Origin of the sequence: Microbacterium sp. NPDC064584 (assembly GCF_040687315.1) — a bacterium.
GTDB lineage: Bacteria > Actinomycetota > Actinomycetes > Actinomycetales > Microbacteriaceae > Microbacterium > Microbacterium lacus.
Genome location: NZ_JBFBMZ010000001.1, coordinates 500,151 through 514,901, shown reverse-complemented (window position 1 = coordinate 514,901; position 14,751 = coordinate 500,151). Strand labels below are relative to the sequence as shown.

General features: G+C 66.8%; 13 protein-coding genes. 7 read left to right on the top strand and 6 right to left on the bottom strand.

Going from position 1 to position 14,751, the window contains the following annotated elements; translation table 11 throughout:
- Window positions 1-6: 6 nt before the first annotated feature.
- Window positions 7-720, top strand: a complete 714-nt coding sequence (locus AB0P18_RS02475) for a Pr6Pr family membrane protein (protein WP_363358735.1) — start codon at window positions 7-9, stop codon at window positions 718-720.
- 19 nt (window positions 721-739) lie between these two features.
- Here AB0P18_RS02475 and AB0P18_RS02470 read toward each other — a convergent pair whose 3' ends face one another.
- Genes AB0P18_RS02470 through AB0P18_RS02445 form a run of 6 tightly spaced genes read right to left on the bottom strand, consistent with a single transcriptional unit; the run spans window position 740 to window position 8,950 of the window.
- A complete protein-coding gene (locus tag AB0P18_RS02470; protein ID WP_363358734.1) occupies window positions 740-1,453 on the bottom strand; it encodes a SprT family zinc-dependent metalloprotease in 714 nt (237 codons plus the stop codon).
- Window positions 1,450-4,680, bottom strand: a complete 3,231-nt coding sequence (locus tag AB0P18_RS02465; protein ID WP_363358733.1) for an HsdR family type I site-specific deoxyribonuclease — start codon at window positions 4,678-4,680, stop codon at window positions 1,450-1,452. Before AB0P18_RS02465 ends, AB0P18_RS02470 begins: the two co-directional genes overlap by 4 nt.
- Window positions 4,677-5,870 (bottom strand): restriction endonuclease subunit S, encoded by a 1,194-nt coding sequence (locus AB0P18_RS02460; RefSeq protein ID WP_363358732.1) that lies wholly within the window; start codon window positions 5,868-5,870, stop codon window positions 4,677-4,679. The genes AB0P18_RS02465 and AB0P18_RS02460 overlap by 4 nt, the downstream gene beginning before the upstream one ends.
- Window positions 5,867-6,877 carry a virulence RhuM family protein gene (locus AB0P18_RS02455; RefSeq protein WP_363358731.1) on the bottom strand — a complete coding sequence of 337 codons (1,011 nt, stop codon included), beginning with the start codon at window positions 6,875-6,877 and terminating at the stop codon, window positions 5,867-5,869. Before AB0P18_RS02455 ends, AB0P18_RS02460 begins: the two co-directional genes overlap by 4 nt.
- On the bottom strand, window positions 6,870-8,402 hold the full coding sequence (locus AB0P18_RS02450; RefSeq protein WP_363358730.1) for a type I restriction-modification system subunit M: 1,533 nt from the start codon (window positions 8,400-8,402) through the stop codon (window positions 6,870-6,872). The genes AB0P18_RS02455 and AB0P18_RS02450 overlap by 8 nt, the downstream gene beginning before the upstream one ends.
- Window positions 8,403-8,413: 11 nt before the next feature.
- Complete coding sequence (locus tag AB0P18_RS02445) at window positions 8,414-8,950, bottom strand: restriction endonuclease subunit S (RefSeq protein ID WP_363358729.1); 537 nt, start codon at window positions 8,948-8,950, stop codon at window positions 8,414-8,416.
- A 149-nt stretch (window positions 8,951-9,099) separates the two neighbouring features.
- Between AB0P18_RS02445 and argG the strand changes: the two genes are divergently transcribed.
- The 6 genes from argG to AB0P18_RS02415 are packed head-to-tail and all read left to right on the top strand — an operon-like array spanning window position 9,100 to window position 14,738.
- A complete protein-coding gene (gene argG / locus AB0P18_RS02440; protein ID WP_363358728.1) occupies window positions 9,100-10,542 on the top strand; it encodes an argininosuccinate synthase in 1,443 nt (480 codons plus the stop codon).
- A gap of 48 nt (window positions 10,543-10,590) precedes the next feature.
- A complete protein-coding gene (locus AB0P18_RS02435; RefSeq protein ID WP_363358727.1) occupies window positions 10,591-11,211 on the top strand; it encodes a TetR family transcriptional regulator in 621 nt (206 codons plus the stop codon).
- Window positions 11,208-11,963: a hypothetical protein gene (locus tag AB0P18_RS02430; RefSeq protein WP_363358726.1), complete on the top strand. Its 756-nt coding sequence runs from the start codon at window positions 11,208-11,210 to the stop codon at window positions 11,961-11,963. The genes AB0P18_RS02435 and AB0P18_RS02430 overlap by 4 nt, the downstream gene beginning before the upstream one ends.
- Complete coding sequence (locus tag AB0P18_RS02425; protein WP_363358725.1) at window positions 11,960-13,861, top strand: YhgE/Pip family protein; 1,902 nt, start codon at window positions 11,960-11,962, stop codon at window positions 13,859-13,861. The genes AB0P18_RS02430 and AB0P18_RS02425 overlap by 4 nt, the downstream gene beginning before the upstream one ends.
- A gap of 50 nt (window positions 13,862-13,911) precedes the next feature.
- The gene (locus AB0P18_RS02420; RefSeq protein ID WP_363358724.1) at window positions 13,912-14,235 is read left to right on the top strand and encodes a metalloregulator ArsR/SmtB family transcription factor; all 324 of its coding nucleotides are present in this window, start codon (window positions 13,912-13,914) and stop codon (window positions 14,233-14,235) included.
- An 8-nt stretch (window positions 14,236-14,243) separates the two neighbouring features.
- Window positions 14,244-14,738 carry an SRPBCC domain-containing protein gene (locus tag AB0P18_RS02415; protein WP_363358723.1) on the top strand — a complete coding sequence of 165 codons (495 nt, stop codon included), beginning with the start codon at window positions 14,244-14,246 and terminating at the stop codon, window positions 14,736-14,738.
- Window positions 14,739-14,751 lie beyond the last annotated feature (13 nt).

Sequence of the window (14,751 nt, the reverse complement as noted above, 5' to 3'; positions counted from 1 at the left end):
GAGCGCATGCTGCGCACCGCCCGTTGGGCCTGGATCTGGTCGTTCGTCCGCATCGCCGCTGCTGTCCTCGGTGTGGCGGCCGTGATCGCGCAGTTGCAGCGCAGCACGTCCAACGCCCTGCAGTTCGGCTGGCACGTGCCGACCGTCGTGGCGAACTTCCTGAGCTTCTTCACGATCCAGTCGAACCTGATCGCGGCGGTGACGCTCACGATCGGGGCGGTCTGGTGGTGGCGGCGCGGGCGCGTCACCGAGGATGCCGAACCGCAGGGGTACGCCGTCCTGCTGCTGTGCGCGACGACCTACATGGTCACCACCGGCGTCGTGTACAACCTGCTGCTGCGCAACATCCCGCTCCCCCAGGGGCAGACCGTCGCCTGGTCGAACGAGGTCCTGCACGTCGTGATCCCGCTCGTGATGCTGTCGGATCTCCTCTTGGGTCCCCGCCGACGCGCGCTCGCGTGGAAGAGCGTGCTCGTCGTCGTGATCTATCCCGTCGTATGGGTGGTGTACACCCTCCTGCGCGGTCCGCTCGTGATCTCGCCCGGCACAGACGTGGCCTACTGGTATCCCTATCCGTTCCTGAACCCGAACAACCCCGAACTCGTCCCCCCGGGCTACGCGGGGGTCGCCGTCTACGTCGTCGGCATCGCGATCGGCATCGTGGCCGTCGCGTTCTTCGTGGTTTGGGTGGGGCGACGGCGTGCCGGAACAGCCGCCTAACTGCACGGCGCGCTCCGAGTCAGGCGAGCGCGCGCTCGAGTTTCACTTTTCGTTCGGCATGGTCCGGCATGACGTGATTCATCAACTCGACGAATCGAGCACTGTGGTCTGGCTCGATGCGGTGCGCCAATTCGTGCGTCACGACGTAGTCGATCAACTCGATCGAACCTTGCACCAGTGCCGGATTGATGCTCAACGTTCCGCTCGGAGACATCGATCCCCAGCGTGCCGACATCGGACGGATGATCAGTCGGTGGGGGGTGACGCCGCTCTGAACGAACCGGCCTGCTGAGCGGGAGATACTAGCCGTGAAGACCGTCCTGCTTTCACGCCGCATCCAGGCTTCGACCGTCGATCTGATCCCGTCTGAGTCGTCATACGAGACACCGTCCACGATGAGGAAACCGCGGGTCCGCGTCACCCCACTCGACGCGTTAGTGTCACCGATGCGCAGGCGATACGGTCGGCCCAGATAACGGTGTGTTTCGCCGGGCACCCATCGTCGGGTCGGGGTCCGCGGTCGGAATTGGTCGAAGTAGCGCAGCTGCGTGTGAATCCATCGGGATCGACGATGGACACGAGCGGCGATCTCGGCGTCCGTGGCGGCCAGCGGCGCGGCAACCTCGACCTCGCCGGCCGGGGTGACAGCGATCTCAAGTGTTGAGCGATCGCTGCGACTCACGAGGATAACGAGGCGCCGGCCTTTGTCTTCAACAGTCAACTGTTGGTTCACGGCAACCGCGCGCGCCCGATGGTGAGCAGGTCGGCGCGGATAGCATCCTCCTGCTCTGCGGTGAGCGCGCCGCCCAGCAGCTGTGGCGCGTCGTCCCACAAATAGTCGTCGATCGCATTCAGGAGATCGTTCTGGGCCGGCACGTTCTCCCACAGACCCACGATGTGATGCTCTTCTACGATGGCGACCAGCCGGAGGGCGATGTCGGCAACGACCGCGTGGTCGACGTCGCGGTCGGCGCCCACCCCAGGGAAGTGCCGGTTGATGGCCTCGAAGACCGCGGATGCCGTCGCATGGTGCGTCAGGCTCGACGGGAGCGCGGTTCCTCGTCGTTCTGCTGCCACATCCCGCGCGATCGTCTGCATGCGCTCCAGGTATTCGATCTCACTCAGGCGGTGCGCGCGGTGGGCCTCGAGTGTCTCGCGGATGAGCGCTGCGAATCGCGTGTAGAGCACCGGGTCTTCGTCCATGCGCTCTGTGATGCGACGGCGGGTGGCGCTGGCAATACGGTCGGCGCGGGATGCCGCGCTCTGACCGTGCTCCTGGGCGGTCGCCTGCACCGACGCGGGGTCGTTCAGCTCCAACTCCGGGATGATTACTTCGGCCGGGAGCGCCGTGAGGTGGTCGTCGAGCAGCTTCTGGATCTTCGGTTCGTAGTCACGCAGGTCGACGCGTTCGTTGTATCGCCATTGTGCGGAACGCCTCAGCTCGACGAACCGTCGCCAGTCTGCCTTGTAGAGATCGAGTCGTTCGCGCGGCACATCGTCTTCGACCTTGTCGCTCGACAGCGCGATGTGCAGGGTGCGGGTGAACTCCGAGAGGAGCGCGTAGAACTCGTCGCGCACCTCATCCGGTTCGAGATGGCGCTCGAGTGCCTCCATGTCATCGCGTCGCACGCCGCGGAAGAGCGCCCACACCGCGGCCCACCGGTCGGGCAGCATCGCGATTTCGGCGCGCACGTCGACGACGGCGCCGAGTAGGTCGTCGAGGTCGAAGCCGTCGAGCGCGGAGTACGTGGTGAGTGCATCGCTCAGCTCACCGAGCAGGCCCTCGTAGTCGATGATGTGGCCGAAGTCTTTCGGCGGGTCTTCGTCGTGATTGGGTTCGTAGAGCCGGTTCACCCGCGCGATCGCCTGAAGGAGGGTGTGCTCGCGCAGGCTGCGGCAGATGTAGAGCACGGTGTTGCGGGGTGCGTCGAAGCCCGTGAGGAGCTTGGAGACCACGATCAGGATCTCGGGCCCGTTGGGTCCCTTGAAGTCCGTGACGACCTGCTGGTTGTAGGCGGCCTCACCGCCGTAGCGCTGCATGGCGTCGTCCCAGAAGCGCTGCACGATCTCGCGCGACTCGCGGTCGCCGGCTTCGCTGGTCTCGTCGTCACCGGGGGGCGAGATCATGACTTCGCTGCGCACGTGCCCGATCTCGTCAAGCACGTTCTTGAACCGGATCGCGGCGGCCTTGTTCGGTGCGACGAGCTGGGCCTTCAGGCCGGTCCCCTGCCAGTGCTGCCGGTAGTGCTCCGAGATGTCGAAGGCCTTGGCGCGCACGACCTGACCGGCGCCTGAGAGCACGTCGGCTCGAGAGAACTTGCGTTTGAGGTCGGCTTGCTGCTCGCGGGTCAGGCCTTGGCAGATCTTCTCGAACCACGCGTCGATCACGGCATCCGCGATCTGCTGGTCGATCATGCGGCCCTCATAGAGCAAGGGCACGACGGCTTCGTCGCGCTGGGCGTCACGAATCGTGTAGGTGTGGATCGGAGCGCCGAAGGTGCGGAAAGTGCTCTTCTCGCGCTTCAGGAGCGGCGTGCCGGTGAAGCCGATGTAGTTGGCGACGGGCAGCATCCGCCGCATCCGCTGCGCGAAGATCCCGTACTCGCCCTGGCGGGCGGAGTGACTACGGTGGCTCTCATCGACGAGTACGAACACGTTGGGGTCCATATCGGAGGTGGATGCCGACATCCACGTCGCCGCATTGTCGAACTTGTTGACGATCGTGGTGATGAGCGGCGTGCGGTCGGCGAGTAGCTGCGCGAGGTGCTTGCCGCTCTTGGCGCGCACCGGCTCGAGCTGGCACGCCCGAAAGGTGTCGCGGATCTGCAGATCGAGGTCGTCACGGTCGGTGACGAGGATGATGCGTGGGTTGTGGATCGTCGGTTCGAACTCGAGCGCTTTGGCGAGCATGACCATCGTGAGCGACTTTCCCGACCCCTGGGTGTGCCACACGACGCCCCCCGGTCGCGGTCCGCCACCCGAGCCGGACGTGACCCGCTCGATCGTGCGCCGCACGGCAAAGTACTGCTGGTGTCGCGCGATCTTGCGCTGCCCGCCGTCGAACACCGTGAAGCTGCGGACGATCTCGAGGAGGCGCTCAGGGCGACACAACGCGTAGAGCAGGGCATCTTGGTCGCTGGGTGTCCGGTCGGCGAGCCCGCCGAGCTGATCGCGTGCTGCCGCGCGGGCACGCTCATCGACGAAGAGCCCGTCGATGATGGAGGGGTCGAGCGGATGCTGGACGGCAACCCGCACGTCGTCTTCAGCGTCGTCGACTTCGACCCAAGGGCTCCAGAACTTCGACGGCGCGCCGACGGTCGCGTACCGGGCTTCGCGACGATTGGTCGAGATGAGCAGCTGGGCCGCGTGGAAGAACGCCGGGACGTGATCCGCGCGCTGATAGCGGATCAGCTGGTGGTCGGCCTTCTTCACGGGCTCGGACGGCCGCTTGCATTCGATGGCGACGAACGGAATGCCGTTGACGAACCCGACGACGTCGAGACGATCGCTGTCGGTCGAGCCTGTGCGATCGACGGAGTATTCGACGGTGACGTGGAACGCATTGTTGGAGGGGTCGGCCCAGTCGACGAAGCGCACCTGGTGGCTGCGGGTCGCCCCGTCGATGGTCTTGGCGACCGTGGCGCCCAGCACGAGCCGGTCGTAGACAGCCTCGTTCGTGGCCTGCAGGCCTTTGATCTGATCGGGGGCGAGTAGCTGGCGGATAGCGTCTTGCGCATCTGCAGGATCGAGCGGGTAGCGACGCCCGCGGAACTCGAACGTATTGAGCTTGATAATTTGCGCGGCAAGCACATCTTCGAGAACGGCGTTGCGTCGCCGCCCGCCCCGCAGGGCAAGGGCCTCTGCCGGCGAGAGCGGCACGTAGCCGAGGGCCGCCAGAAGCTGCACCGCCGGCAACTGCGACTGCAGTTTCTCACCCGGGTCGAACGCGATCTCGGTCATGATGCGCCTCCCCCGCTCTCGCCCACGCGGATTTCGCCGCTGAGGAGCTTCTGCATGAGTCCCCGCTTCTGTTCGCGGAGTAACTCAGTACGACGTTGAAGCAGCGTCAGTTCTTGCTGGCGATGGTCTGCAGCCAACGCGATGAGGTCCTGTTGAGCTCGATCGGGAACTGGCACTTCGACAGACATGAAAGCCTTCGGCGTGATGTTCAGCAGCCCGTTTCCCCGGACGCTCGAGCTAATGCGTTGCGCGAGCTGGCGATTCAACGCGCCGGAAGAGAAGTAGTGCTGATAGAAGCGGCCGTTGAGAGACGAGTCGAGCGCGAAGGATACGTACACGCTCGGCACCAGGGCGCTGTTCTGACCAAGCGCGAACACACAGCCCTGTGGAAAGGTCGCCGAGTTCCCCTTGTTGTACGCGAACTCACCGCGACGTAGCAACGTATACGTCCGCAGGCTGTCGCCGGCCATGTCGCGCCGGAACTTCTCGGACTGCCGGACGAAACCACGCTGCGCCGAAATCGTCATGACGGGGTGGTCTGCTCCATCCGATCGCCTTCTGACCGGTTCACTGACTTCCCAAAGTCTGCGATGCTCAGCTCCGTGCTCCGCGGACGAAATCATACGGTTCAACGAATCCCGAGCAAGCCTCCTTCGCATGGTCGCTTCTCGCTCCGCGGCGTCGATCGCGTCGTCCCACGCGCGGAGAATCTCGGCGATCTTCCGTTGCTCCCGCAGCGGCGGCTCCGGAATCGGAAGGCTCGCGATCAGCCGAGCGTTCAGATTTCCCTGACCGCTCGCGTTCGAGAGACCCCGCAGAGCGTTATAGCTGAATGCGAGCGTCTGGAATAGGTACTCAGAGTCGACGCGATCGCCCGGCACAAGGCTTGCACAGTTCTGGTTCGTCGACGCATCCATCTCAAGCAGTGCCACCTGACCACGCGTTCGCCCCTGTCCAATCATGGCCACGAGGACAGATCCTCTGGGCACGATCGTGGCGGAGGAGTTCGCAAGCCCGTGGTCGGTGATGCTCTCTCGGGTCTTTGCGAGCCGACCGAAGCTTACTTCGGAGGTCGTCACCCAAGGAATCTGACCGCCTACCCACCCTTCGGGATCATTCCGTGATGGCGTGCCACCGGTGGCAATCCGCACGAGCTCGCCGAGTTGAGTCTGTTTGAAGTAGCTCTTCACTCGGCATCCTTCCCCAGTGCCTCGATCGCCGCGAAGTCGGCGTCATCTGCGACGGCAGCGCTCACGGCTCGACGCGACGCGTCGAACTGCGCATAGCGGTCTTCGGCGAGCTTCTTTGCGACAGCCGCCTGCACGCTGCCGTTGCCCGAGAGCAGCTCGCGGTCGTTGAACTGCAGAAACGCGTCGAGCTTGTCGGCCCACTGCTGCATCGTCACGGTCTGCCTGCGCGTGGCCTGGTCTTCGGCATAGTCGAGGTACATCGTCACGATGCGGTTGAGCTCGGCGACCTCGTCCTGCGACAGGTAGTTCTTGCCCGTCGAGACATCGCCCTTGCGCACGATCGCGCCGGCCCAGCTGGTGAGTCCCATGTTCTGCGCGTCAGCGTCGCTGCGGCTCTTGATGATCTCGGCGGCGGTCATCCCGGTCACGGCGAACAGCATCTTGTTCTGCACACGCGCGAAGAACAGCTTCGCCGCGTCGGACTGCGGGTCGTAGTCGACGGCTGTCGTGTAGAGGTCGCGCACTTTCTGCCAAAACCGCTTCTCCGACGCGCGGATGTCGCGGATGCGCTCGAGCCACTCGTCGAAGTAGTCCCACTGCGGCGCGTCCTTGAGCTTCGCGTCGTCCATCGCGAACCCTTTGACGAGGTACTCGGCAAGGACCGTTGTCGCCCACCGGCGAAACTGCGTGCCGCGCGGCGAACGCACGCGGTACCCGACCGCGAGGATCACGTCGAGGTTGTAGTGCTTCACGGTGCGACGTACCTCGCGCGCGCCTTCGCGGCGAACCTGTAAGTAATCGTTACAGGTTGCCTCCTCCTGCAACTCGCCCTCCGCGTAGATCGCTGCGATGTGCTGCGTGATCGCCTGGGTCGTCACCTGAAACAGCTCCGCGATGTCTCGCTGCGCCAGCCACGCCGATCCGTCGACCGCCCGCAGCTGGACGCGGGCGAGCCCGTCGTCGGTCGTATAGAGCACGACCTCGCCCGCGGCGTCCGCGTCAGCCATCGATGCCAAGTTCCTTGAGGTACCCGGCCATACGCACCCGCACTTCGGCGAGCTCAGCCTCGACCTGTTCGATCTCGCGCTGCACGGCCGCGATGTCCACCTCGGGCTCGGCCTCGAACGTGTCGACGTAACGCGGGATGTTGAGGTTGTACTCGTTCTCGGTGATCTCGGCCCGGCTCGCGCGATGCGAATACCGCTCCACCTCGTCTCGAGAGCGATAGGTCTGCACGACGCGTTCGAGGTGGCCCGCATCGAGAAGGTTCTGCGACTTCGCCGGTGTGAACTCGCGACTCGCGTCGATGAACAGCACGTCATCGCGGTCGGAGTTGGTGCCGCTGTGCTCGCGGGAGCGATCGAAGATGAGGATCGCGACCGGGATACCGGTCGTCGCGAAGAGGTTCGCCGGAAGGCCGATGACGGCATCGAGCAGATTCTCGTCGATCAGCGCCTTGCGGATGCGACCCTCCGCTCCACCACGGAAAAGCACGCCGTGCGGCACGATCACCGCCACCCGTCCCGTGAGAGGCTTGGCCACTTCGACCATGTGAGTGATGAATGCGTAGTCGCCCTTGCTCTTGGGCGGAATACCGCGCCAGAATCGCCCGTGCTGATCGCTCGCGGCCTCATCCGCCCCCCACTTGTCGAGCGAGAACGGGGGATTGGCGACGACCACGTCGAATGTGCGCAGCCGATCGCCGACGACGTGCGTGGGAGCAGTGAGCGTATTGCCCCATTCGATGAAGGCGGCGTCGTTGGCGTGCATGAACATGTTCATGCGGGCAAGCGCCCATGTGGCACCGTTCACCTCCTGTCCGAACAGCTGGTAGTTGTTCGAGCCGACCTCGCGGGCAGCCTCGATCAGCAGCGAACCGGAGCCACATGACGGATCGAAGATCGTGTCGCCGCTCGTCGGAGCGGCGAGCTTGGCGAGCAGCATCGAGACCGATCGCGGGGTGTAGAACTCGCCGGCCTTCTTGCCGGCATCCGACGCGAACCGTGAGATGAGATAGATGTACGTCTCACCGATGATGTCTTCTGTCACCCGCGAAGGGCGCAGGTCGAGTTCGGGCTTGTGGAAGTCTTCGAGCAGATGCTTCAAGCGCCGATTGCGCTCCTTGACCTGGCCGAGATTCGCCTCGGAGTTGAAGTCGATGTTTCGGAACACCCCGTCGAGCTTCGCGCGGTTCTTGTCTTCGATCTTGTCGAGCGCGATGTTGATGCGATCGCCGATGTCATCGGCCGACCGCTGTGCGTACAGGTCGTAGAAACTCGCGCCCTCCGGCAGCGGAAATCGCTCGCGGCTCAGGCGCACGTCGATCTTCCGCTGGTCTCCGGCGAAATCGCGCTCGTACTGCTCCTTGTGGTCGAGCCAGATGTCGGAGATGTACTTCAGGAACAGCATCACGAGGACGTAGTCCTTGTACTGGGTGGCGTCGACGACCCCGCGAAAGGTATCGCACGCCGACCAGGCAGCCTGATTGATGCGCTGCTGCGTCACGGAACTGTTCGGTGCGGAGTTACTCATGCGAGAAGTCCTTATCGGTCGGGATCGGTCGCGGCGAGATCGAGGCGCGCGGAGCGGACGTCGGAGCGCAAGCGCGCAAGTGAGAGTGCGAGGTCGAGTTCGCGAGCGACGAGCGCCGCAGTGTCAGCGATGCGGCCTTGTTCATCGAGCGGAGGCAGCACAATCGGTGTCTGCTCGAGTGCGGACTTCGTGATCATCTTCACACCGGTGCCCATCGCGGACGCCGCGAAATGCTGCTGAGCGGACGGTCTCCCCAGCCACCACGCGAGATAACGCGCGTCGAGGATGTCCGAGACGGGTCGGATGATGAAGAGCGGGGCGACTGCCACGAGCGGTTCCCCCAGGTCCTCAGCCGCCCACGCAGACCAGAAGGGACCACGCGACCGGAAGACCACCTCACCCGTGGCGACGATGTGCCGACTGGACCACGCGGGAAGCGGGACCCGGAGTAGTTTCTGGGTGCTCACCGAACCTGTCGGACCGAGGTCTGCGATCTGGAGTGTGAGCACCTTGGAGGCCGGCGAATCGGAGCGTTCGCGCAAGGTCACGCCTGACCGGAGGCTACAAATGTCCCTCACTCGGATCGTATCTCGCGCAGTTTCCATGAGTGAGACACTATGCGCTTTCTGCGCAGTACGCAATTACTGCAATATTCTGTCCACGAAGCGCTGACTTCCCGCTCAGTAGAATCGGGGGCATGTCGAAAGTCCTCCAGTCCCTGCCCGTCGGCGAGCGCGTCGGCATCGCCTTCTCCGGAGGGCTGGACACTTCGGTGGCGGTGGCCTGGATGCGCGACAAGGGCGCGATCCCCTGCACGTATACGGGTGATCTCGGCCAGCCCGACGAGGACGACATCGACGCGATCCCGGGTCGCGCGCTCGAGTACGGCGCCGAGGTCTCGCGACTCGTCGACTGCAAGACGGCGCTCGTGGAGGAAGGCTTCGGCGCGCTGGCGTGCGGCGCGTTCCACATCCGCTCCGGCGGCAAGACCTACTTCAACACGACTCCGCTCGGGCGCGCGGTCACCGGGACGATGCTCGTCCGCGCGATGAAGGAGGACGGCGTCGACATCTGGGGCGACGGCTCCACCTACAAGGGCAACGACATCGAGCGCTTCTACCGCTACGGCCTGCTCGCGAACCCCCGGCTGCGCATCTACAAGCCCTGGCTGGACGCCGACTTCGTCACCGAGCTCGGCGGTCGCGCCGAGATGTCGGCGTGGCTCGTCGAACACGGCTTCCCCTACCGCGACAGCGCCGAGAAGGCGTATTCGACCGACGCGAACATCTGGGGCGCGACGCACGAGGCGAAGACCCTGGAGCACCTGAACGTCTCGCTGGAGACCGTCGAGCCGATCATGGGCGTCCGCTTCTGGGATCCCTCGGTGCAGATCGACACCGAAGACGTCACCGTGACCTTCGATCTCGGTCGCCCTGTCGCGATCAACGGAGTCGAGTACGCCGACCCGGTGGAGCTCGTGCACGAGGCGAACCGCATCGGCGGCCGCCACGGACTCGGCATGAGCGACCAGATCGAGAACCGCATCATCGAGGCCAAGAGCCGCGGCATCTACGAGGCGCCCGCGATGGCACTGCTGTTCATCGCATACGAGCGCCTGGTGAACGGCATCCTGAACGAGGACACGCTCGCGACGTACCACGAGCAGGGCCGCCGCCTCGGTCGTCTCATGTACGAGGGCCGCTGGCTCGAGCCGCAATCGCTCATGCTGCGCGAGTCGATCCAGAAGTGGGTCGGGTCGACGATCAACGGCACCGTGACCCTGCGTCTGCGTCGTGGTGACGACTACACGATCCTGGACACCACGAGCCCGAACCTGTCGTACGGTCCGGACAAGCTCTCGATGGAGCGCGTCGGTGACGCGGCCTTCGGCCCGACCGACCGCATCGGACAGCTGACGATGCGCAACCTCGACATCGCCGACTCTCGCTCGCGCCTGGAGCAGTACGCCGGACTCGGCCTGATCGGCGGCGCGACCGGTGCGCTCGTCGGACGCCTGACCTCGGGCGAGGCGGACGAGATCACCGAGCACGCGACCGGCTACTCGGCCGAGCGCGAGCAGCTCGCCGACGCGGTGGACGAGGCATCCGAGTCGGCGTCGTTCGACTTCGGAGCCGACTGAACCACTCATAACTTGCACAGGCATGTGCAAGTTATCTAGAATCGTGCGGTGACCACCACCGCCGCCCGTCGACCGCGCCGTGACGCGCTCGAAAACCGCGCCGGCATCATCGCCGCCGCCCAGAGCGTCCTCGCCACCGACCCGAACGCGTCGCTCGATGCGATCGCCCATGCGGCCGGGCTCAGCCGTCGCGCCCTGTACGGCCACTTCTCCGACCGGGAGGCCCTGCTGCGCGCGGTGATCGAGGTGGGCGCGGCACGCTTCAACACGATCGCCGAGCAGGTGGATCACCCTGACGCCCGCGTCGCCCTCGCCCGACTCGCCGCCGACCTGTGGCGAGCGGCATCCACGGTGCAGGCCTCCGCGAACATCGCGCTCGACGACGCGCATGTCGCCGACACCGTCCGCGCGCTCGCGCCACTGCGGCGACGCGTCCGCGACCTCGTCGAGCGGGGGTGCGCGGACGGCGCCTTCCGCGCAGACGTTCCGCCGGAGCTCCTCGGATTCCTGATCGAGGAGACGGCCCGAGCGACGCTGCGCGAGCTGCCGGCGGAGACGCCGGATGCGGCATCCGTCGTCGTCCGCGTCGTGCTGAGTGTGAGCGGGCTGTCGTGGACCGAACAGGCGGGGCTGCTGGCCGCTCACCCCGGGATCGTGGAGGAACGATGATGCGCGTGACGCTGGATGCCGTGCACAAGGGCCGCGACGGCCTCGCCCTGCCCCCGATCTCCCTCGCGTTCGAGACCGGCGCGGCCCGCATCGTGCCCGCCGAGACCGAGCAGCGACCGACCGTGCTCGGACTCATCGCATCGGGCCGTATGAAGCCCGACGCCGGAGCCGTGCGCATCGACGGCAGAGCGGATGCCGCCGCGCTGCGTCGCCGCGTGGCCCTCGTCGACGCGCCCGATGTGTGCGATCCCGCACCCGATGTCGCCGTGTTCGGACTCGCGGCCGAGGAGCTCATGTTCGCGGGGCTCCCGTCGCACCCGGTCGCGGTCCTGCGCTGGCTCGACGACGCCGGAATGCGCGAGCTGGCGCGCGTCCCGATCGCCGACGTCGCACCGCGCGAGCGATTCCGGCTGCTGCTGGAGCTCACGGCGCTCCGGCGGAGCGTGGAGGCGATGGTCCTGGTCTCGCCGCAGCGTCACGGCGGGCATCCGGACGAGTGGTGGAGCCTGGTCGAGGAGTTCGCCGGCCGCGGCTACGGGATGCTCGTGATCAGCGGTGTCGCATCGACCGCCGCGCTGGCGGGCCGTGCCGAGCGCGCGGATCTCGCGCCCGACGCGCCGGAGCCCGCAGTCGAACCTGCGTCCGAGCCCGAACCCGAGCCAGAACCCGAACCGGACCCGGCGCCAGAACCCGAACCCGACCCAGAGCCCGAACCCGAACCCGAACGCGACGAGAAGGGCGGGCAGCGATGAAGATCCCCGCGATGATCGCCGCCGAACTGCGGCGCCTCACCTCCCGCCGCATGTCGGTGATCGCCCTGATCGCTCTCATGTGCGTGCCGATCCTCTACGGCGGACTGTACCTGTGGGCCAATCAGGACCCGTACGGCAAGTTCGGTGACATCCCCGTCGCGCTCGTGAACGACGACGCCGGCGTGGCCGCGTCGGGCGACCAGCCTGCCGCGAACTACGGCGATCAGGTCGCCGACGAACTCCTCGAGGGCGGCGCGTTCGATTGGCGTGCGCTCTCCGCTGCCGAGGCGGCGCAGGAGCTCGCCGACGGCACGGTCGATTTCACCGTGACCCTCCCGATGGACTTCTCGGCCGCCCTGACCTCGGTCGGCGGGGACGATCCGCGTCAGGCGACGATCTCGCTCGAGACGAACGACGCCAACAACTACCTCGCGTCGACGATCGGCACGCAGGCCGTCGAGAAGATCCGGCGGTCGGTCGCCGAACTCGTGAACCGCGAGGCGGCGGGGCGTCTCCTCGACGGCATCGCGGAGATCCGGGTGAATCTCGTCACCGCGGCGGACGGCGGCGCGCGCCTCGCGGACGGCGCCGCCCAGGCCGCCGCCGGTGCGCAGCAGCTCAGCACGGGGGCGGCGACGCTCGCCGACGGGACGGCCCAGCTCTCCGCCGGTGCGCAGCAGGCGGCCGCGGGTTCGGCGGACCTGGCCGCGGGCGCCCAGCAGCTCTCGGGCGGGGCCGCGCAGGTCGCGGACGGCAGTGAGACGCTCGCGGGCTATGCCGATCGAGCCGGTACGGCGGTGCAGCAGGCGGCCGACGCCGTGCCGCAGGCGCGCACGGACATCGCGGCCCTCCTGGCCGAACAGGGCCTCGATCAGGACCAGATCGACGCGGTGCTCGCACGCCTGGATCCGGTCGGCGAGGCGATTCAGAACGGGAACGCGCGCGTGCAGGATGCCGTCGGCCAGGTCGATGCCCTCGCAGCGGGTGCCCGGCAGGTCGCCGACGGAGCCTCGACCCTGTCCGGCGGCGCCGCACAGCTGGCCTCGGGCACGGCGGCCCTCGCCGACGGCGCCGCAGCCGCGGCGAGCGGAGCGGCACAGGTCAGCGGGGGTGCGGCATCCCTCTCCGACGGCACCGCCGCGCTCTCCAGCGGTGCCGCGGAACTGCGGGACGGACTGGAATCCGGCGTCGACGAGATCCCGGACTCGTCCGCGACACTGCGCCTGCAGCAGGCGCAGACCATCTCCGACCCGGTCGCGGTCGAGACGGGCAAGGTCGCGGCGGCCGGAGACTACGGCGCGGGGCTGGCCCCGTTCTTCGTCGCACTCGCCGGGTGGATCGGCATCTACGCGCTGTTCCTGATCGTCAAGCCCGTCTCACGTCGCGCCGTCACGGCCCTGCGGACGCCGGTGCGGGTCGCCGTGGCGGGCTGGCTCACTCCGGCGATGCTCGGCGCCGCCTCCATGATCGTTCTGTTCGGCGTGCTCGCGATCGCGCTCGGCTTCGGCTTCGCGAACCCGCTCGGAACCCTCGGCATCATGGTGCTCGCTTCGTTCACGTACGCGGCGATCATCCTCGCGCTCAACGTCTGGCTCGGCTCGGTCGGCCAGTTCCTGGGTCTGGTGCTCATGGTCCTCCAACTCGTCACCGCCGGTGGCACATTCCCGTGGCAGACGCTGCCTGCACCGCTCACGACGCTGCACCACGTGCTGCCGATGGGCTATGTCGTGGACGCGATGCGGCAGGTCATGTACGGGGGCGATGCGAGCAGGGTGTGGTTCGACCTGAGCGTGCTGCTCATCTGGATGCTCGGGGCGCTCGTCCTGGCTGCCCTCGGGGTGACGCGGATGATGCACTCCCGGACGCTCCGCGATCTGCAGCCCAGCCTCATCGGGTGAGACGGATGAGCAGTACTTGCGTGATTGCGTAATTACGCTACCATGCAAGTATGTCCGATGTCCTCAGCGAGACGTTCACGGCGCTGGCCGATCCGACCCGGCGCGCGATCATCGCGCGCCTGTCCCGGGGCGAGGCGACGGTGACCGAACTCGCCGAACCGTTCGCCCTCAGCCTGCCGACCGTCTCCCGCCACATCGCGTCGCTCGAGCGTGCCGGGCTCGTCCGCAAGGCGCGCCGGGGACAGGAGCGCACCTGCGCGCTGAACACCGACCGGCTCCGCGACGCCGAGGACTGGATCGCCGAGTACCGCGACTTCTTCGAGAGTCGCTTCGACGCGCTGTCGCGCCAGCTCAGCGCACACCCCACTGAGTAGGACGACCGATGACCGAGAACCGCAGAATCGTCGTGACGCGCGAGTTCGCCGCATCGCGGGCGGCCGTGTTCCGCGCATGGACCGTTCCGTCCGAACTGGAGTGGTTCCTCAATCCCGATCAGCCTCGGCCGGACCAACCGATCGAGGTCGATCTGCGCGTCGGCGGCGCGTGGACGGTGCCCATGGTGATCGATGCGGACACGTCCTACACGACGGGCGGCATCTACCTGGAGATCGTCCGCGACGAGCGCATCGTCTTCGCGTGGGGCGCCGAGGACGGGTGGCCGAAGCTCGATCGCGCCGACCTCGGGGCCGGTCCGATCGCAACCCTCGAGTTCGAGGACCTCGACGGCGACCCCGCATCCTGCCGGGCGACGATGACCCTCGCGCTTCCCGAGACGATGGCCGAACCCGAGGTCCGGGAGTGGCTCTCGAAGGGCATCGGCGCCGGCTGGCGGGCGACGGTGGAACGACTGACGGTGCCGGCGACGACGGCGGCCTGAGGGCCCATCCGGC